Annotated in this window: 17 protein-coding genes and 2 pseudogenes; 14 read left to right on the top strand and 5 right to left on the bottom strand. The window is 47.6% G+C overall.

Features of this window, described 5'->3' with window-relative positions; translation table 11 throughout:
- The first annotated feature begins 31 nt into the window (after positions 1–31).
- From BGX14_RS04630 to BGX14_RS04620, 3 genes are all read left to right on the top strand, one after another.
- Positions 32–328, top strand: coding sequence for a hypothetical protein (locus tag BGX14_RS04630; RefSeq protein ID WP_143394130.1), 297 nt, complete (start codon positions 32–34; stop codon positions 326–328).
- A gap of 43 nt (positions 329–371) precedes the next feature.
- Positions 372–1,427 (top strand): IS1595 family transposase, encoded by a 1,056-nt coding sequence (locus BGX14_RS04625; RefSeq protein ID WP_095879203.1) that lies wholly within the window; start codon positions 372–374, stop codon positions 1,425–1,427.
- 115 nt (positions 1,428–1,542) lie between these two features.
- Positions 1,543–1,890, top strand: a complete 348-nt coding sequence (locus BGX14_RS04620; protein ID WP_095879202.1) for a hypothetical protein — start codon at positions 1,543–1,545, stop codon at positions 1,888–1,890.
- 44 nt (positions 1,891–1,934) lie between these two features.
- Here the strand turns inward: BGX14_RS04620 and argH are convergent, their stop codons facing one another.
- The 4 genes from argH to BGX14_RS04600 all read right to left on the bottom strand — a co-directional run bounded on the left by argH (position 1,935) and on the right by BGX14_RS04600 (position 6,011).
- Positions 1,935–3,329, bottom strand: a complete 1,395-nt coding sequence (gene argH, locus BGX14_RS04615; protein ID WP_073303172.1) for an argininosuccinate lyase — start codon at positions 3,327–3,329, stop codon at positions 1,935–1,937.
- 160 nt (positions 3,330–3,489) lie between these two features.
- Complete coding sequence (locus BGX14_RS04610) at positions 3,490–3,873, bottom strand: PAS domain-containing protein (protein WP_095879201.1); 384 nt, start codon at positions 3,871–3,873, stop codon at positions 3,490–3,492.
- A 9-nt stretch (positions 3,874–3,882) separates the two neighbouring features.
- Entirely contained in the window at positions 3,883–5,160 is a 1,278-nt protein-coding gene (locus tag BGX14_RS04605) for a LamG domain-containing protein (RefSeq protein WP_095879200.1), read from the bottom strand.
- Complete coding sequence (locus BGX14_RS04600) at positions 5,157–6,011, bottom strand: TIGR02147 family protein (RefSeq protein WP_143394129.1); 855 nt, start codon at positions 6,009–6,011, stop codon at positions 5,157–5,159. The genes BGX14_RS04605 and BGX14_RS04600 overlap by 4 nt, the downstream gene beginning before the upstream one ends.
- A gap of 388 nt (positions 6,012–6,399) precedes the next feature.
- Between BGX14_RS04600 and BGX14_RS04595 the strand changes: the two genes are divergently transcribed.
- The 7 genes and pseudogenes from BGX14_RS04595 to BGX14_RS04565 all read left to right on the top strand — a co-directional run.
- Positions 6,400–7,227 carry a MerR family transcriptional regulator gene (locus tag BGX14_RS04595; protein WP_198951152.1) on the top strand — a complete coding sequence of 276 codons (828 nt, stop codon included), beginning with the start codon at positions 6,400–6,402 and terminating at the stop codon, positions 7,225–7,227.
- A 239-nt stretch (positions 7,228–7,466) separates the two neighbouring features.
- A complete protein-coding gene (locus tag BGX14_RS04590; RefSeq protein ID WP_073303166.1) occupies positions 7,467–7,664 on the top strand; it encodes a hypothetical protein in 198 nt (65 codons plus the stop codon).
- Positions 7,665–7,877: 213 nt separating this feature from the next.
- Positions 7,878–10,481 (top strand): DEAD/DEAH box helicase, encoded by a 2,604-nt coding sequence (locus tag BGX14_RS04585; RefSeq protein WP_095879198.1) that lies wholly within the window; start codon positions 7,878–7,880, stop codon positions 10,479–10,481.
- 3 nt (positions 10,482–10,484) lie between these two features.
- Positions 10,485–11,219 (top strand): hypothetical protein, encoded by a 735-nt coding sequence (locus BGX14_RS04580; protein ID WP_073303162.1) that lies wholly within the window; start codon positions 10,485–10,487, stop codon positions 11,217–11,219.
- Between the two features lie 349 nt (positions 11,220–11,568).
- On the top strand, positions 11,569–12,165 hold the full coding sequence (locus BGX14_RS04575) for a bifunctional 2-polyprenyl-6-hydroxyphenol methylase/3-demethylubiquinol 3-O-methyltransferase UbiG (protein ID WP_073303160.1): 597 nt from the start codon (positions 11,569–11,571) through the stop codon (positions 12,163–12,165).
- Entirely contained in the window at positions 12,126–13,307 is a 1,182-nt protein-coding gene (locus BGX14_RS04570; protein WP_198951151.1) for an HNH endonuclease domain-containing protein, read from the top strand. Before BGX14_RS04575 ends, BGX14_RS04570 begins: the two co-directional genes overlap by 40 nt.
- 91 nt (positions 13,308–13,398) lie before the next feature.
- Positions 13,399–13,770, top strand: a pseudogene (locus BGX14_RS04565) (ATP-binding protein); the annotation flags it as partial.
- A gap of 395 nt (positions 13,771–14,165) precedes the next feature.
- Here the strand turns inward: BGX14_RS04565 and BGX14_RS04560 are convergent.
- Complete coding sequence (locus tag BGX14_RS04560) at positions 14,166–15,566, bottom strand: fibrobacter succinogenes major paralogous domain-containing protein (RefSeq protein WP_095879195.1); 1,401 nt, start codon at positions 15,564–15,566, stop codon at positions 14,166–14,168.
- Positions 15,567–16,250: 684 nt separating this feature from the next.
- Here BGX14_RS04560 and BGX14_RS04550 point away from each other — a divergent pair.
- The 4 genes and pseudogenes from BGX14_RS04550 (at position 16,251) to BGX14_RS04530 (ending at position 19,778) form a co-directional block, all read left to right on the top strand.
- Positions 16,251–17,153: an Rpn family recombination-promoting nuclease/putative transposase gene (locus BGX14_RS04550; RefSeq protein WP_095879193.1), complete on the top strand. Its 903-nt coding sequence runs from the start codon at positions 16,251–16,253 to the stop codon at positions 17,151–17,153.
- Positions 17,154–17,226: 73 nt separating this feature from the next.
- Positions 17,227–17,427 (top strand): hypothetical protein, encoded by a 201-nt coding sequence (locus BGX14_RS04545; protein WP_073303280.1) that lies wholly within the window; start codon positions 17,227–17,229, stop codon positions 17,425–17,427.
- Between the two features lie 779 nt (positions 17,428–18,206).
- A pseudogene (pnuC, locus tag BGX14_RS15760) lies at positions 18,207–18,742 on the top strand (nicotinamide riboside transporter PnuC).
- Positions 18,729–19,778: an AAA family ATPase gene (locus BGX14_RS04530; protein WP_095879192.1), complete on the top strand. Its 1,050-nt coding sequence runs from the start codon at positions 18,729–18,731 to the stop codon at positions 19,776–19,778. Before pnuC ends, BGX14_RS04530 begins: the two are co-directional and overlap by 14 nt.
- The last annotated feature ends 84 nt before the right edge of the window (positions 19,779–19,862 follow it).

The following is a 19,862-nucleotide window of genomic DNA, read 5'->3' as shown; positions in this document are numbered from 1 at the left end:
AATGAAAAGACTGTGTTGGCTGTTTTGTTTCATGTGTGTCATCGGTTGTGCTACAACGGAAATTAGCGGATTTTCAAATCCTAACGTTGATTTTAGTTTGTACAAAAAAATAGCGGTCTTGGGAAATGTTCGCGATATTGCATTTCGGAAAATACTTGAATATGATTTGGCAAATTCTTTTGATTCGGAAAAAATAGATGCAATCCCAGTGATATCAATTGCATCTCCGATAAAAAATTATACCAAAAAAGAATTTGTCAAAATAATGAGGAAAAATAAAAGGCTCTGTTCTCCCAAAGTGTTGCTAAACTCCTTAAATCTGTCATAAAATGACATTGTGGGGTCTCTATATTTGTTCGTGAGGAACAAGAATGGCAACCGTCAACGTAGTATACCAAATGTACAGGGAACTCTCCCCGGCCGAGCGGAAGGTTTTCGCCCGCCTGGTCTACGGCAGGAAGGTGCTCGACTCGGTCGACATACCGGGGGCAGGCGACATCGACTCGTTCCTCACCGAACTTCGTTTCGGGGGCAAGATACCCTGCTGCGTCCACTGCGGCTCGGAGAGCGTGAAGCGGAACGGCCACAAGGACGGCAAGCAGCGCTATCTCTGCAAGGACTGCGGGAAGACCTTCGGTGCGTCCACGGGAACCGTGTTCCGTTCGGCCAAGAAGCCGCTATCGACCTACCTGCAATACGTCCACTGCATGATGCGGGGCATGTTCGTGCGCGAGACCGCCGGAAGCTGCGGCATGGGCGTCGCGAACGCCTTCTACATGAGGCACAAGATTCTTGACGCGCTGCAGAGCATGCAGGATTCGGTAACCCTTGACGGCGTGGCCCAGGCTGACGGGACCTTCTTCGCCATATCCTTCAAGGGGAACCACAGCAGGTCTGTCCGTTTCACGTTGCCGAGGATGCCGCACCACCGCGGCACGCCCGCCTCGAAGAGAGGCCTTTCAAGCGAGAAGGTGTGCGTCGAATGCGCGGTGAACGGAAGCGGGCTCTCCATCGCCTCCATAACCAACCTCGGAAAGGCGTCGTGCGCCGACATATCGCGGCTGCTGGACGGCCGCATATCCGAGGGTTCCGTCCTCTGCACCGACAAGAACTCGGCCTACGTCGACTTCGCCGACAGGAACGGCCTGGAACTGGTCCAGATAGACTCCGGGAAGCACGTCAAAGGGGCATTCAACATCCAGCGAGTGAACTCCTACCACAGCCGCCTGAAAAAGTTCATCGGCCACTTTACCGGTGTCGCCACGAAATACCTGAACAACTATCTCGTATGGTTCAACCTGACGCACATTGCCGAGGGAGACGACGACTTCCTCGAGAAAGTCTGGCAAAGGCACAACGCACGCGCCCGTTACTCGGGCACGAAGCGCTCCTATATGCTCCGCCCCGCCATCCCCGTTGCCGCGTAGGCTTTCCCGATGCCTGCTCTTGCATGAAAAACATGTCCGGTCGTATTCACTACCGTCTGAAATCTGTTGAAAAAGGAACAGCCCCGCAGCAGCGGGGCTGTTCAAGTCTTTCCTGATGAAATGTTCTGTTCAATCTACGCCCTACCCGTCGCAATGCGACGGGGTCGAGCAATACAATGGGCGAACAGAGCCAAATAAAATTGATGCGTTGTTGTCCGTTGAGGTTATTTCTTCTTCTAAAGAGACCAGTTATGTCCAAATAGGAAATGTTTTTTCCCCAGTTTCTTCCCCACAAATAAGTTTTGAAATTATTTTAAAAGATGTAAAATCCGGTAAAATTGCATTTAAGTTGACCGCAAATTCGGAAGGGGATTCTATGTCGGCAATTTCCAAATCGCTTGCTGAAAAAATTGTTGAAATATATATGGCAGAACTTTTTGATGATTCTGGTGTATTTGAATAATTCATAAAAAAGACCAGCCAATGGCTGGTCCCGAAAATTTCCGTCTATTCTTTTTTCAAAATCGTTTCCGCTTTTTTGAATTCTTCCTTTACCGAGTTCAAACCGGTTCCGCCTTCGATGTTTCGTTTGCTCACGGAATAAGCGAACGTCAGCCGCTTTTTAACGCTCTTCGGATTGGGAACGCCTTTCGCGGCCCATTCTTCATCGGGCAAGTCCGTAAACTGCTTTCCGAGTTTTGCCGCTTCGCCAACCAAACTGCCGACAATGCGGTGGGCGTCCCGGAAGGGAATGCCGTCTTCGACCAGAATGTCGGCAAGGTCCGTGGCCAGCAGGGCGGGGAGCATCCTGTCTTCCATATTTTCAAAATTCCATTTGGCGGTGGCAATGGCCTCGTTCATGACGCGCAGGATTACATTGACGGTGTGAACGCTGTCGAATACGGGTTGCTTGTCTTCTTGCAAGTCGCGACTGTAAGAAAGTGGTGCGCCTTTTACCAAGGTGAATAGGGCGCTGAAATTGCCAAGGGTGCGTCCCGATTTCCCGCGGATGAGTTCCATCGAGTCCGGATTCTTTTTTTGCGGCATCATGGAAGACCCGCTGGAGAAGGCGTCCGAAAGATTCAGGTAGCCGAATTCGCTCGAACTCCAAATCACAAAATCTTCGGCGTAGCGGCTGAGGGTATTGGCGATAATGGCGAGGTCGCTCAAAAATTCCAAAGCCATGTCGCGATGGCTGACGGCATCAATGCTGTTGGCACTGGGTCGTTCAAATCCGAGTTCTTTGGCGACAAGAGAACGCTGGTAGGGGAATGCGGATCCGGCCATGGCTCCGCTGCCTAGAGGCAATTCCACATGGAGCTGTAAAAAATTGTCTAGGCGTTTCACATCGCGAGAAAGCGCAAAGAAAAGACTCATCAGGTAATGGCTGAAGAGAATCGGTTGAGCTTGTTGCAGGTGCGTGTAGCCGGGCATCAGTTTGCCGAAATTCTTTTTAGAAACAGCGAGAACGGTCTTTTGCAGTTCCACGACTAGTGCGCGAATTTCTGTTGCCCGATGGCGCATATAAAGTTTGAAATCCGTGGATACTTGGTCATTGCGGCTTCTGCCCGTGTGGATTTTTTTGCCGAGGTCGCCGATGCGTTCTGTCAGAACCCGCTCTACCGCCATGTGAACATCTTCGTCTGTCGGCAGCCAAAGATTTTTCCCTGCACGAATGTCGGCGAGGATGGATTTCAATCCTTTGCTGATTTTTGCATAATCCGCTTTGCTCAAAACGCCGGATTCAACCAGACCTTTTCCGTGTCCGAGAGAGCCTTGAATATCCTCTTCCAAAAGTTCCTTGTCGAAATCCAGACTGAAGCTGAGATCTATCATGCTTTGAGCCATGCCGCAATCAAAGCGACCGTCCCACATCATTTTTTTGCCGTCTTTCTTGGCCATGTAAAATCCTCGTTTTTGCACAAAGATAAAAAATCAGAATTTTCTCGTTGGGATTGGGCGGGAGAACGCGAGCGCTTGATGGTTTTAAACGGCAAAAAAATCGGCCTTTGCTCTGGTTCTTGAGAAAGGCCGATTCGTTGATGGGAGTTAGCAGTAAACTTTATAGGGCAATGCTGGCTTGAGGTTCGTAAAGCTCTTGCTCGGTAAGAGAACAATCCTTCGCTGGATTTTCTGCGGAGTCCTTGATTTTTTGAAATGTATTGCGATAGACGATTTTTCCATTGATTTCGATGGCATCCCTAGAAATGCTTGCCATAAAACTGCGCCCCTTGCGATTTTTGAGGCGTACAATGTAATGGGCGGCTTTGGATGTCGCTTTATGGATGAATGCCGTCCAGTCTTTGCTGTATCGGAAGATGTCCCGAATATAATGCCATTCCACTTCTTGAGCCTTGTAACCGAAGAGGCTGCAAAATTTTTGATTGGCGGCGAGCAGACGCCCGTGAACGTTGATTTCGCAAAATGCGGATTTTTCGCTTTTCATACGGACCTCCTATTCTTTATAACGGTGTGAAACATCGATGCTTTCTAATGCCGCCGTGGACAATCGAACGTCATCGATGCGAAGGGAAAGATTTTCTTTGCCAAAATAAATGGGGATGCTGCTCGGGGCGGAAAGAGTGGCAAATGGAGTCGGAGCAGAAGCGACTTGTTTTCCGTTGATAAAAAGATTTGTGGAGTCGCCATTCCAGGAGGCGGCGAGATAGTACCAGATATTGTTTTGAACAGGCATTGTGGAAATGGCCGCATTCTTGCAAAGCAGGGAATCTCCGTTCCCCGAAGCCATAAAGAACGCGAAGGCGGATCCGCTGATATTGCAGGTGTCTTGCACTAGAGCTACGCTGAATACGGCGTTTCCCTGGAATCCGAGTTTGCCGACGATATTTTTAATTGCGGCGTTTTCCGCTTTGAAGTCGTCGATGTTTACCCACGTTTCGATGCTGAAAGCTTGTGCGCTATCCAGAACGCCGTTGTCGTTTTCAATGACGGCGAAATCCCCGGCATCATTTAGTTTTAAAGCGTTTCCGCTGTTACGTCCCTGAGAAATTTCCGCATTGCCGTAGAGCAAAGCTTTGCCCGAGATGCTGCGAATATCGCTAATGGAATTATCGCTTGCCAAATAATCAAAAGTCCAATAGCCGGCGATTTGATATTCTGTTGAAAGCGGCAAAATCCAGGAGTAAGAAGACTGGGGTTGCGTATTTGCCGTGTCCGCCGGAATGGCGTATTCCTGATTGAGAACAAAACTTTTGTCGGGGGAGTTTACCGCAATCGATAGGGAAGATTGGGGAACGTCCGTCAGAATAAAATAGCCGCTGCTGTCCGTGCGAGTGAGCCATGGGGAACCCGGAATTTGTACGACCGTTTGCCCGGCGGGAATTTGCTCTCGTAAATAGACGTGTCCCGAAATGTCGAAGGTTTTGGAGAGACTCGCTTCCCGACGAATGGAGTGCCCGTTTAGGGAAACCGTATCGTAAAAGGCGAAACTGTCGGCGATGGCGCTGATGCCGTAGAGTCCTCTTTCTTTGACCGTCATCGAAAAATTTCCGGTGCGGTCCGTTGTGTCCGAGAAAATCGTCGAGTTGTTGCCGGTGATGGATTGCATTTGTATGGCGGCATGAGCCGCAGCAGTTCCGTTAGGAAATTTTAAAATGCCGGCGATCGTGTTGGTTTCTTCGGAGCTGCCACCTGCGACATCTGTAGAGCAGGAAATGAAAAAAAGAACAGCGAGAACGGAGAGGAGCGTTTTGAAAAATTTTTGCTTTTTCATGGCGAGCCCTCCTCGGCTGTAGAAAGTTTATGCGTCAGCGGAAAAAATTGGATGTTGAGGCGGTAAACCCTATCTGTCGTGGCGCTTTCGGTGGCGATGTTGGTGATGCGCCTGCGAAAGTCGGCAATTTCGTTTCGGATTCTGGTCAATGCGGATTCGGGAATGCCCAGAGTCAATCCCGAAATGTCTCGCTCTTGAACAGGAACGGCGTCCAGAGATTGAACGGCGAGTTCTCCCATTTGGCGGTGCATATCGCGCACTGCTAGGGACGGGATTTCCAGATTGCCTGTGGAAATTTGTCGGTCCGTTTGTGTGAAGCGATTGTCTTTTTGGGTTAAAAATCCCGCTTCGGTTAAAATACGAATGGCTTTTCGGATTTCGGTTGAGGATTTCTTGAAAGTTAATTTGTCTGCGATTTCAGGAATTTTAGCTGATGGCATTTGCGGAAGAGCTTCTCGAAGAACCGGGGACAGCCAGGATTCGTAATAGTCGTATTGCTCTTCGCCGACGATTTTGATTTTATTTGACTTGGCGATTTCCCGCAGAACTTTGAACTTGGCTTTTTTTTGTGAAGCGTCCTTGCTTTGATTCATGGCGACTAAAGCGCGGAAGTATTCCACGTCTTTTCCGATAAGGCCTGTCGCATGGGCAACGCGTTCTGTTCCCGCTTCGGAAAGATTGGCTTTGCCTTCCATCACAAGTTTTATAAAAACCGGGGAACTGTAACCGGCAAGGCGGGAAAATTCGCGATAGGAAAATCCATAGGGCTTGCGCTCGGCGTAGAAGTCCTGGAGAAAAAGGCGAAAATCCGTATAGTGCATTACCGGTTTCATCAAGATGAATATAGCCATTTTTATTTCAAAAGGCAAATGTTTTATGATACAAAAAATGCTTAAAATGGAAAAATTTGCATATTTTTGAAAAATTATTAAAAATATCAAAATTTTTATGATACGATTGCGAAAACTATTTTCATTCTCCGCCGTGTTTTTGTCGTAAAGAATCTTTTAAATGTCTTCAAGCAGCGTGAACAGAAGAAATTTTTGTCTAAAATGCGTTCATAGGCAAAACGGCCTTCCTGTTGTTTTGCTTTTAAAAGTGGCGGAGGATAAATGGAAAAAGGGGCGGTCCTTGCCAAATTTTACGGAAAGTTTCAAAAAAAGTCATTTTCCCTCTTGACTCGTCCCTTAGGGCATGGTGTATCTTTACATCGTAACCGTTTCGCGAAAAGGATACAAAGTGAACAACAACAAATTCAAAATCGGAGAATTTTCAAAACTCAATCGGATTTCGGTAAAAACGCTGCGCCATTACGATGAAATCGGGCTTCTGAAACCCCACGAAGTGGACGATTGGACAGGCTATCGCTATTACGACGCCTCCCAATTCCAGAAAGTTTCCGCGATTCTCTACTTGAAAAAATTGCGATTCTCTTTAGAGGAAATTCGCGAAATGTTCGAGAGAAACGCGGCGACGCCTTCGTCGGAAAAAATCCTAGAAAAAATTCAGGAATGCGAGCGCGAAAAAGCTCTTTTGGATTGGCAGCTCCGCGAACTATTGGAATTGGAAAAGCACCTCCGAAAAGGAATCTCCATGAAAAAAATTTCTACGAAAACTTTGCCGGCAATGATCGTCGCCAGCTTCCGAAAAGTCCTGAAGAATTACGACGAATTGAGCGATTTGTGCTGCAATGTCATTGGGCCGGAAATGGTGCGTTGCGGGTGCACATGCAACAATTACCCTCATTGCTATACCGTTGAACACGATCCGGAACATCGGGAAACGGATATTGATGTGGAGTATTGCGAAGCGGTGGACGCTCCCTTTGCGGATTCGCCGATTTTAAAATGCAAACGCGTCGCCGAAGTAAAAACCGCTGTATGTATAGAGCACATCGGCAGCTATCATCTGTTCCAGCAATCGATGGGCGCTCTTGTCGAGTATATCGAAAAGAACGGTTACAGGATAGTTGATTTACCACGCTTTTGCTACTTGGACGGTCCTTGGAACAAAGAGGGCGAGTCCGCCTATCGCACGGAAATTCAAGTGCCGGTAGAAAAGGCCTGATGCGTTTTTAGAAAATTCTGAATTCCTTCTCCAAATTTATCTGTCGGGATTTCGGGGACTTAATCGCCCCGGAAATTCTTGGATTTTTTGGGTGGGGGCAGTCTCCCCCTGGCTACAGCCCCGGTGCTTTATTTCCGAACGTTGAGATTGTCACCGGGTCTTCCGCACACCCCCTCTCCTAGGGGACACCCCTAAAACCCCGATCGCCATCTTGTCCGCGATTTACGTCAACGATCATAATGCACAATTCGGAAATTCCCGACAGCCTCGAAAAAAGGGCGGCCTATCGCTACTTGGCCCGCGCCATACAGAACCAATGGACAGCCTTCTATGAAAATCCGCAAATGACTTACGAGGAATTGCATCCGTATGAGGTTTTAATATCTCTTGGTATATCTTCGCGAGTTTTCATCGCCAATGCAACGGATTTAAGATAATCCAGAAAAAAACTCCAGGGGTTCGGCGGCGTTTTCTATATTTGAGCTATGAATATGATCGTCGTTTTTGAAAATCCTAGCTCCCGGTACTTGAATGCTTGCTACAACGCGGGCTTTATGGCGGTTGAAAATAGGCATCGAGAAGGGCGTGGTGCGGTATAAAAGTAGATACAGACGGAAAAATTTGAACCTCTTAAAATCAGTTGAATTCTTATGTCGGAAAGCAAACTTCAGTTTATTTTTACTGAGGATTCCTTTGTTGTAGATAATCCCAACGCGGAAATCCTTGAAGCAGAAAAGAAACTTCGTGACAGTTTTTTGGATGGCAGGTACAATGCGCTTTACCAGATAGGTTTTGATGAAGGCGATAAAGCCGAAAGTCCTTCGCTTTCTTTTTTGCGGGAATTTTCATCGAAATTTTATGCGGCGCTTACGGATTTGCCCGAAATCGAATTGCTCCGTGAAAAGGCGAAAGTCCGGCTTTCCGACGATACTACCGAAGGCATCTTGCGCTCTGTGCCGTTTGGTCCCGGAACGGAAAATGTCAATAGGGAATGGATTGAAAAGAATCTCGAGAGACTGAACGGAATTTTTGCCGCTGAAATTCAGAATTACAAGGGGACGGTCCAACTGTATCTGACCGAAAAGAGCCAGAGCCTCCGTGTTCCCGAACGCATATTTTTCCATCTGGTTGAAAGCAAAGAGGAGGCGCACCCCTTCGCTTTCGTTGCGACTTACGCGACTTGCGACAAATCGGGGCTTGTAAGGCATTTGCCGCTGTCATACGCCCTGACGGAATTTAAGAACAGGCGGGGGCCCCTTGTCGCGATGCTTTCTTGCCTGAACAAGGTCGCCGAAATTTCGCCGCTCATTTCGGGCTTCATGGAGTCCGGGGAACTTTTCCATCCGCTTTACATGAGTTCTTCCGAGGCTTACGAGTTTTTGAAACAGGTCCCCCAAATCGAGGAAAAGGGGATTCTCTGTCGCGTTCCCAACTGGTGGAAAAAGCAATACGCCAGCGTTTCTATGGAACTGACCCTTGGCGGAAAGAAGGCTTCGTTTCTTGGGTTCGATACAATCGTTTCGGTGGTGCCCACGCTTTCGGTCGGTGGCGTTCCGCTTACAAAGACGGACATTTTGAATTTGCTCAAACAGACCGAGGGACTTGCGTACTTGAAGGGCCGTTGGGTTGAAGTGAATCATGCCCGTTTAAAGCGCTTGCTTGAAGATATGGAAAGTCAGCGTTCCGAAATGACGCTCTTGGAAGCTCTCCGTGCGCAAACGGGAATGAACGGCTCCATTTCGCCAGATGTGGGGGTGAAGGTCACCAACGGCAAGTGGCTAAACGATATGCTCACGGCGCTCCGAAAGCCGGTAACACTATCCAAGGAAAAAGTTCCTGAAAATATCCATGCGACGCTCCGCCCTTACCAGGAAACGGGATTCAACTGGCTTTTGTACATGCAAAAACTGGGATTCGGGGCCTGCCTTGCCGACGACATGGGCCTAGGGAAAACTTTGCAGATTATCACTTTGCTCGAAAAAATGCGTACAAAGTCTAAAAGAACCCGCGTGCTCTTGGTCGTTCCCGCCTCTCTTTTAGGAAACTGGAAAAACGAACTTGAAAAATTCGCTCCAGGGCTAGATTACAACATTCTGCATGGTCGCCCGCAGGCGGAACTGGAAAAGGAAATCAAGGCCAACAGGCATTTTTTGAACATCACGACTTACGGCATGGCCGTGCGCATGGAAAGCCTGCAGAAAATAATTTGGGACAGCCTGATTCTGGACGAAGCCCAGGCTATCAAGAATCCGCTTACCAAACAGACCCGGACTCTCAAGAAAATCCAGGCGCGGCACAAGATTGCCATGACCGGCACACCCATAGAGAACGACCTTACAAACCTCTGGTCGCTTTTTGACTTTTTGAACAAGGGCATCCTCGGAACGTCCAACGAGTTCAAGGAATTTTCGAACAACTTGGAAACCGACCGGGAAGGCTACCAGAAATTGCGCAACATGCTTACGCCCTTCATTCTTCGCCGTGTCAAGACGGACAAGTCCATCATATCGGATTTGCCCGAAAAATTGGAACAAGTGGAACATGTGGGACTTTCCAAGAAACAGGTGGTCCTCTACAAAAAGCAAGTGGACGATTTGGCTTTTGCCATCGAGAATTCCGACGGCATGAAACGTCGCGGGCTAATCCTTTCTGCAATTACGAAACTCAAGCAGATTTGCAATCACCCCGACCAGTATTTGGGACAAAATACTTTCGACCCCAAGGAAAGCGGAAAGTTCCAAATGCTTAGGGACATTTGCGAAACCATTTACGAAAAGCGCGAACGGGTGCTTATCTTTACGCAGTACAAGGAAATTACAGACAAACTTTCCAAATACCTCGAAACTATTTTCCATGGAAAGGGCCTTGTGCTGCACGGTGGCGTAAAACCTGCGCAACGAACCGAGATGGTCAAGGAATTCAACTCTGAAAACTATGTTCCCTATATGGTGCTTTCGGTAAAGGCGGGAGGCACCGGCCTCAATTTGACTGCCGCAAACCACGTCATTCATTTTGACCGCTGGTGGAATCCGGCAGTCGAAAACCAGGCTACCGACCGAGCGTTTAGAATCGGTCAAAAGAAGAATGTGGTTGTTCACAAGTTTGTTTCCGAAAAGACCATCGAAGAAAAAATTGACGCGATGATTGAAAGCAAGAAAGAATTGGCGGCAAATGTAATCGGTTCCGGAGGCGAAAACTGGATTACCGAAATGAGCAACGCCGAAATTCTGAACCTGATGCGATTGGAGGCCTAACCGATGAAGATGTACTGGAACAACAGCTTTATGCAGTTCTCTCAGCCCACCATCGAGGAACTTCGCCGCCGAATCGAAAAAAGCGAGAGCAACGCCGAAAAGAAGGGACGTGTGCTGGAACCGGTTGCTCCGTGCCGCGATCGCGAATATTGCAAAAGTTGGTGGGGCCGCGCCTGGTGTGCGAATCTGGAACAGTATGCCGATTTCGCAAGCCGTATTGATCGAGGCAAACGCTATGTGCGGGCAGGAACCGTTATCGACCTGCAAATCAAGGCTGGCAAGGTGCTTGCCCGCGTGCAAGGTTCCAAGGCCACGCCGTACAAGGTGGAAATCAAAATTAGCCCCTTGACGGTAGAGGAATGCGACCGCATGGTCGAAAAGTGCGGCAACAAAATCGAGAGCATGGAAACCCTCATTAACGGAAAGTTCCCCGATGAACTCCAGGAAATGTTTATCGGCAAGGATGGACTTTTCCCGAGCCCCAGGGCCATCAGTTTCAACTGCAATTGCCCCGATTGGGCTATCATGTGCAAGCACGTGGCCGCCGTCATGTACGGTATCGGCAAGCGTCTGGACGAAAATCCGTTCCTCTTTTTTACCCTGCGCGGATTGAACGCCGACCGCCTTATCAACGTGGCGCTTGAAAACAAGGTGGAAAAGATGCTCGAAAATGCAAGCAAGAAAAGCGACCGCATTATCCCCGCAAATCGCCTGAACGCCCTATTCGGCGTGCTGTAGGATTTGTGCTGTCTCTCTGATAAAGTCCGGAAACGCCCTTGTACATTTCATTTCACTCTGGCGGAATGCACTTTGAAAAGAGTATCGCCTTTTTGTAGATTACTTTTACTGTCCGGTAAAAGTTCCATTTTCCGTGATGCTTTTGAACTGGTTTTTGAAGCAAAGGAACTATAGTCAAAAACGGTGGATCCTAGAATCGGACGTCGCTTTTTTGGTGGGGGAGGCCTCCCCCTGGCTACAGCCCCTCCCGGGTCTTTCGCGCACCCCCTCGCCTAGGGGGCTCGCCCCCTAAGACCCGGGAAATTTTTTACGTTTCTTTCAGTTTTTTATTTGTACAAATTGCCAGAAAATGAATGTCACCATCGATTACTACGATAAGAACGCTGCAGAGTATTCTGCGGATACCGTCGGTGTAGATTTTTCTGCTACACAGAAAAAATTTTTGGAGTATCTGCCGCCGTATGCGAAAATACTAGATTTCGGATGCGGCTCAGGACGCGACACGAAATATTTCTTGAGCAAAGGATTCTTTGTGGATGCAATGGATGGTTCCGAGAGCCTCTGCCGAATCGCTCGCCGTTATACGGGTATTACTGTCAAACACATGTTCTTTGATGAACTTGTCGCTAAGGATAAATATGACGGAATTTGGGCGTGCGCATCGATTCTCCATTTACCATGGGACGAATTACTGGTTGTATTGCACAAAATGGCTGATGCTCTGAAAAAAGATGGCGTGATTTATACGTCATTCAAATATGGTGATTTCTCTGGCGAACGCAATGGCAGATTTTTCACCGATTTCACTGAAAAATGTTTATTTGAAATGCTTGCGGAAGTTCCCGAACTTGTCTGTAGAGAATATTGGATTTCAATGGATGTTCGGTCAAATAGGAGTGAAGAAAAATGGATGAACTCAATTCTTTCCCGCAAAGTTGCGCACTGAATTTAGATTCTAACTATTGCAACCAGCTTGATGTTGAGTGTTTTTCACTCATGATGAAGAATCCAAGTTATTGCTATAAGTTTTATTGGCTTGAAGCGCTCGTCAAGATTGTTGACGAAGACGTTGTTCAGGTGACGTTTGATGCAATCATTAACGAGATGATTGCCAATGCTTGGTACACGGTGCTGGAATATCATATTCATTTGAGCGGGATGCTGAAAGGTGAATTTCGAGATTCTTTGGAACTTGCTGTTGTTGAACTGGCTGCAAAAAGCGGATTGTCCTCGAATGCGTCTAAAGTTGAAATTAAAAACGCCATCGGGCAATACCATGCCGATATAAAAAAGTACAAAGAAGCTTTGACCAAACACGTGCCGTATCGTGCATTGGCTGGTTTCTACAATCGTTTCGAAGAGGGCGGCGGTGCAAAAATTAATTGGAACAATGTTTCGACAATCGTTGAATACACGAAAACGGTGAATAATCGTATTTTGTTGCCATATATATTTGGTGAAAATTCGCAATTGAATCGTACAGTTATTTTTAACCCTTTATGGAAACAGTATATTCAAGACAATTCGGTTGCGCTTCTGGGATGGATACAATATGAAAAATCCAAGTGGTTACAAATCAATAATCCCGAGGTTCCCGGAATTGTGTATAAACTTTTTCCGACGGATGCGAATACTCGAAAACTTAAGTATGTTCGTGAACTATGGGAAATAGTATTAGAACGAGAAACAGTTTTAGACATCTATACAAACAAGCCTCTTGATAAATCGAATTACGACATAGACCATTTTATCCCTTGGTCATTTGTAATGAATGATGAACTGTGGAACTTGCTTCCGATGGAGCCATCGCTCAATTCTTCGAAGAACAACCGTTTGCCACCTTGGGAGTTTTTTAAACGTTTTGCGCAAAATCAATATGAAATGTATTGCTTAATGTGGAATGATGAATTTGTTCGTGAACGATTTGAAAAATGCTATCGGGATAACATTCATTCGATATGGGCTGAAACTGAACTGTTTAAACCCGAAAATAGCGAAGAACAGTTTGTCAATATTTTGAGAAAGAATATGCAACCCGTATACGATTCTGCAAAACGGCAAGGGTATGAGGTGTGGAAGTTTAGATAAGAGAAATGATTGTTAATTAAATGATCGTGATGTTCCAATGGAGAGCTAAAGCATTACCTAATTTAGGGCTATCTGCAAAAGTCTGTATTTTTTTATGAATGACAAGGAACTTGTTGATTCGATTACCACAGCAATTCGTGAAATGCGGCATAAGGGTGTGTCAATCATGATTGCTAGCCAAGATCCGATGAGCTTGCCGAGTGAGATTATAGAGCTTAGTTCTATTGTGATTATGCATAAGTTTAGTTCGCTTGCGTGGGTAAAACATGTTCAAAAAGCTATTGCTGCTTTGCAAACGCTGACACCTACGGCAATGTCATCGTTGACTTCCGGTGAGGCCTATTTATGGGCAAACAAAGCTACGGATAGGGCTTTTACACAAAGACCTGTAAAAATACTAATTCGACCGCGGGTTACTAAACATGGCGGCGATACGATAAATGCGATGAAGCTGCCCCTTTGAAATTATTGCAAGAATTTCTAAAACGTACAAAAAATTGCAGCATTTGTATGAAAATTTGTGTGTGTTTGGGCTTGCGGGTCTTTTATTACTAGATGAAACACAGTGAAATTTGCATTTTCGCGTTAGGGATAGTGACCCCTTGGGGCCGAGACTCGCGGCTGTCTTGTGTTACGGTTCTTGGGAGCGAGGCTCCGTTGCAAGAGCAACGCGGGTGTGCCGAAGGTGCGCACGGGTTGCCTTGCAATATAGCCCGACCCGCACGGAGTGCGGGGAACGCCCTAAAAATATGATGCTTCAAACGAAAATGAGTTGTGCCAATTTCAAAATGTTTTTTTTTGTGTATCTGCAGTTTTGGAAAATCAAATTTTGTTTAGAAAAACCAAGAGGTTCAAACTTTAGTCCTTGAGGCAGCGGACGGAATGGCCTTGGATTTTGTAGGTGTAGCCAAAAGAGACGCTGCTGGGGCTCGAGTACATAAAGTAAGCGTCAGATTCGTCGAATGCGGAGGACGACCAAAAGTTTGCGTATTGGCCGACATACATATAAAAGACTCCGATGTCGTTGAAGCTGCTGTAGCCTGCGGGGAGAGCGGAAAAACCAAAGTCGTCTGTGCCGCCGTTAGTCCAGCCAGTGATGGAGTTGAGCGCTTTGGTGGTAACGTTGTTGGTTGCTCCTGTAAAGGTGCGTAATGTTTCTAATTCGCTGCCGCTGGGCAAGTGCCAGCCTTCCGGGCAAACGCCACGAACGGCTCCGCTGGGGTTGCAGGTTGCTTTGTATCCGCAACCTTTTCCGGTTGTAGAAAATCTCGCTGCGGAGTCCATGGCGGCACTCCACAGGTAGAGTCGTCCGTATTTGGCGCAGGAATCGGCGCTGTTGTTGTAGCAATAGCTTTTGGCGGTGTTTTCGCTGTAGGGGTAGTTCAGGTTTTCTGCCATCCAAGTCTGGTAGCCGATTTTGACGGTCTTGTAAATTTGTCCGTCGCGGGAGTCGGTCATTTCGCTGTATGAAATTTCGGGGTTCAGATATTGCCAGTTCGCTTTTGCCAAAGAGCTGGAGGAAGGGGCTGCCGAGCTGCTGGAGATTTCGTCGCTAGAGCTGGAAAGAATTGCCTCGGAACTGGAAGATGGGACGTGGCTGGATGAGGATTCCGGAATTATCACGGAGCTGGAGGATTTTTCGTTTGCGCTGCTGGAGACGCTTGATGCCGCGGAACTGGATGGTGCGGCTTCGCTTGAAGAGGATGCGACAACGGCGCTGGAAGATTCCTCCATGCCGGAAGAGGATTCCGCTTTTGCCGAAGAACTGGATGAAAGGGTGGCTGAGCTGGATGACAATGTTTCCTCTTTTCTGCCATCCGACGAAGAGCTTGGCGATATGGAGCCGCTGGATTCTGGATTCGTTTCTTCGGTGTCTAATAGGGTCCATTTGCCGTCGGAGCAGATGAGCGTGGCTTTTTCGCTTTCCACAAATGTTTTGTCGCCTTCGCGCTTCTCTGTGCAAGTTAAAAGGTCATCAATGGTCGCCACGGAGTCGATGATAGAATAGAGGTGTTCCCAGCGCCTGTCCTCGCAAACATAGATTTTGTTGTTTTCCTGGATGAATGCGGTGTCCTGTTCGTGTTTTGCGGTGCAATTGGGCAGGTCGTCGAGAGTTTCCACGTTGAACGCGAAGTCCGATTCGGAAGCGGAATCGATGGTGTTGCTGGAGGAAGAGGAGGTGTCGTCGCTACAGGCGGATAAACTGAATGTCGCTACTGCAATAAGGAAAAGTAAAAATGAAAAGTTTGATGGCTTCATGATTTTACTGTTTGGGGAAAGATTTTATTCAACGTGAAATCTAGCAAATAAGGCTGTTTCTGGTTTTGATGGAGACTTGGGAGTCGGCGTCATCGTTGTGGGAGTTTATGTTCCCAAAGGCGTAGGCAATTTCCTCAAAAGCCGGAGTTTTCAAGTGCATAAATTTCTAGGGCGGAAATCTTTGGAAGGTCTATTCGTTTTCTGTTTGCCAGAATCCTGCGATATGGAGAAAAGGAATGGCAAATTTTCGGCTGGCGATGTGAACTCCAAGGAAGGACGGCCAGCCGGCAGTCAGGACGGTCTCCCGACCGTCCAAAGAATTTGGTGCGCCAAGGAAAATTTTCTGCCAAATTCAACGGTCTTATTTTTGCTTGGGCAAGTAGTGCCAAGCGGCGACTTTGCACACTGAATACTTGGAAACTTTGTTTCCTTAGTATGAAGGGGACTCTCTATGGCCAATTCGTCTAAGGGAACAAGTTCCCAAGACCCATGAATCTTGGGCTCTTTGAGCACTTAGATGAATTGTGCATAGCCTCATGGGAGAGGCCCGATGCTTAATCGCTCAAAATTTTTCAAAAGCCTTTTGACAGTCCGGTTTTCCCATATTAGATTTATAGTGAACAAATGTTCATTACACAAAACCAAAGCCGTCGCTTTCTAAGCTTGTAGCGACAGGAGAGAGAAATGAAAAGATACGAAGACCTGGACATCACCGACAACTTCATGTTCGCCAAGGTGTTCAGCAACGAGGACGTGGCGAAGGACTTCCTACAGGACATCCTGAAAATCACCATCGAGAGAATCGAAGTCGTCACGGAGGCCTCCGCCCAGGAGGACCCCTTCCACAAGAGCGTCCGCTTCGACGTTCTTGTCAGGGAGGAACCTTTGAGCGCATCGGAATCCGCCAGCGAATTGAAATCCGCAAGTCTGCCGAAATCTCCGGGAAATCCTAACTCTTGGATCTCCAAGACTCCGAGAACTGCATCGGGGACAGGCCGCTACTTTGACATCGAGCTGCAGATGGACGACACGGGCGAGCTTCCCAAGCGGGCGCGATACTACCAGGGGATGTGCGACCTAGACGCCCTAGGCAAGGGCGCGAACTACGAGGAACTCCAGGAGCAATACATCCTCTTCCTGTGCTCGAAGGACATCTTCGGGAAGGGCAAGCCCATCTACTGGTTCCAGAACCGCGAGGATTCCGACCCGGGCATCCTGATGGGCGACCTCTGCTACAAGAATTATTATATCTTTAAGAAGTTCGACGAAATCAAGGACGCCTCCATCCGCGAGTACATGCAGTACTTCGCCACCCAGGAACACCGGTCCGAGAAGATGGAGCGCATCCACCGCCTGGTGGAAAGGTACCGCCAGGACCCCGTCACAAGGAAGGCATATATGACACTGGAACAGGAACTCGACATCCGATACAAGAGGGGGCTCGAAAAAGGCCGTGCCGAGGGCGTTGCGGAAGGGCGGGCTGATGAGAGAAAGGAATTAGCCAAGGCGTTCCGCGATCAAGGCGTAAGCATCGATGTTATTGCTACTTCCACAGGCCTCACTTCCGAAGAAATCCGGGCGCTGTAGGGAAACCCTGATTTGAAAGATACACCGCCTGGTGGAAAGGTACCGCCAGGACCCCGTCACGAGGAAGGCATACATGACACTGGAACAGGAACTCGACATCCGATACAAGAGGGGGCTCGAAAAAGGCCGTGCCGAGGGCGTTGCGGAAGGGCGGGCCGAAGGAGCTGATGCAAAAAATAGGGAATTGGCCAAAGCCTTCCGCGATAACGGTTTCCCCATTGAAGCCATTTCCCAAAACACAGGCCTTTCACTTGAGGAAATCCGGGCGCTATAGGACGGCATAATGCTCTAAGTTGGATAAAAGACCAAGGAGGGCTTCAGGGTAGGCCTATCAATAGGGGAATGATGCTTTTCGGTAGAACTTATTGCATGGATTGTTTCAAAAACGCAACAACGATGAGGAATTTGAATGACTGCTATAAAATTTGCGAAGGTTGTCGGACTTCTCATTAGGCGAAATGTACATGGTACAAATCCCGGTCACGGAATGGTACGAACTGCGGAGGGAAAAACGGAAACTCCGCGAACAGGCAGGAAGACTTCGGAACTGCGCAAAAGACTGCAATATAGCCCAAGGCGATTCGGACATGCTTGAAAACGGTGGAAAATGGCGTTGTGAAGAGGCTTTCTGTCGGTAGGACGGGGAGATGTTACTGCTGGGACAAAGTATGCGCCAAATGGCTCTACGCAAAAAAGAATGATAAGCTATGATGGGAATTGTATTTGATATGCCGACAAGGAAGAGCCTTCTCAAGTGCTGGACATGATAAATTGTGTTCTAATCCGCTGTATGGCTCCAATATCGAGGACATTAGCGTCGGGAATTTATCCGTTTTCATGGAACTTGTCGAAAATGTCGCTTGTCTGGCGACCTGGTTTTTATGCTGAAAGTTATGTTTTTTTATGAAAGATTTCATTCGACTGGAACTGGCGGGCTGGAAGCCTTGGTAGGTGGTATGGTTGTTGTTTGCTCTCCTTGCTGTCGTTGCTATTTCTCTCATCTAGGGAGAAACCTTGCTCGGCATCATTTCTGCGACTACGGGAACTATCTGCGTGATCCTTACGGGCAAGGGCAAACTGTCCGCTTATGTTTTGGGCTTGATGAATGTGCTGCTTTATGCGGATATCGCCTATCGGGCGACTCTTTACGGAGAAACGATGCTAAACCTCTTGTATTATCTGCCGATGCAATTTGTCGGCTGGTTTTCTTGGAAAAACACATGGATTCCAATAATGGAGAAGTGTTGAAACGCCGCTTGACAAAAACAGGCCGTTTGATTTCCTTTGTTGCAATTCTTGCTGGAACGATTCTGTACGCTTTTATTCTGAAGAAAATGGGGGACTCACTCCCCTTTGTGGATGCTTTCACCACAATCGCGTCGATTTATGCCTTGTTTGCATCTGTAAAACGTTTTGCCGAACAGTGGATAGTTTGGATTATAATTGATGCTGCTTCCGTATATATGTGGGCGATGACTTTTGTGAATACTGCTGAATATATCGCCACATTGGTAATGTGGTGCGTCTATCTACTCAATGCTGTCATCATGTTTATTAAATGGATGAGGGGGAGTCGTGAGCAAGTATAAGGTTGGTATGTTCGGAGGCGCTTTTGATCCGCTGCACAAGGGGTATCTCCATGTTATTGAAAGGGCGCGGGCGGTTTGCGAGAATTTATACCTCGTTCTCTTCTATTCTCGTTGTCGCGATCGGATTCCCGTTGAACTTCGGTACCGCTGGCTTCGGGGAACCCTTGAGGATATGGGTAGCCGGGCTTCGGTAATTCTTTTAGAAGATGGCTTAAAAACAAAAAACTCTAGCTGGGAAGAATGGGAAATAGGCCGGGATTATGTGATGAAACAAATCGGAGCTCCCGTTGATGTTGTTTTCGCCGGTTCTGACTATTTGGGAGCTAATATCTACGAACGCTTGTATTCTTGTCCAGTGGAATATGTTGGACGAGAAGAAACGGATAACATCAGTTCGACGGCGATTCAGAAATTTCCTTTGGGCACGGGCTGGAACGCCATAGCGCCTCGATTCCGCGAGTGGTATCGAAAACGCGTACTTATTGCCGGTGTGGAAAGTACGGGCAAGACAACGCTGACAGAATTTCTTGCCAAACATTACAAAACCCGTCGCCAGCTGGAATTGGGCCGTGAAATCTGCGAATCCTGCTATGGTGAAACGCGGATGCTTCCTGCCGACTACATCAAGATTCTGCATCGCCACGCAGCCGCAGAAGAGCTGATGTTCGAAAGGGCGGAAGGCAAGGTTGTTTTCACCGATACGGATGCTATTGCGACATTGTGGTTTGCCAAATTGGCGCCATTTTTTGACAAAGAAATAAAAACGATAGAAAGATTGGCTTGGGCGACGATTTATGCGAATAAATATGACCTCATTTTGTTTTTGGAACCAACAGTCCCCTTTGTACAAGACGGCTGGCGAAAAGAGATTTCCAAGAGGGAACGCATGGCCAATAGCGAAAAGCTGAAGCAAATGTATCTAGACGGCTACAAAGGAATATGCCCTATTGTATTCATCGATGAGGTTTCTTACAAAGATCGCGAGAGGGCTGCTCTTTGCCAGGTGGAAAAATTGCTGGGATCCGGCAGCTTGTAGAAAGCGGCTATTCGACTTTAGCGGATTCGTTTTGTAGGCGTGTCGGTTTGCTTAAAAAGTGTCAACTTCCCGATATAGCGAGAG

The sequence above is a fragment of the Fibrobacter sp. UWS1 genome, assembly GCF_002300445.1.
Taxonomy (GTDB): Bacteria; Fibrobacterota; Fibrobacteria; order Fibrobacterales; family Fibrobacteraceae; genus Hallerella; species Hallerella intestinalis.
Note: the sequence above shows the minus strand (reverse complement) of the source record. Positions and strands in the feature narration are given on the sequence as shown.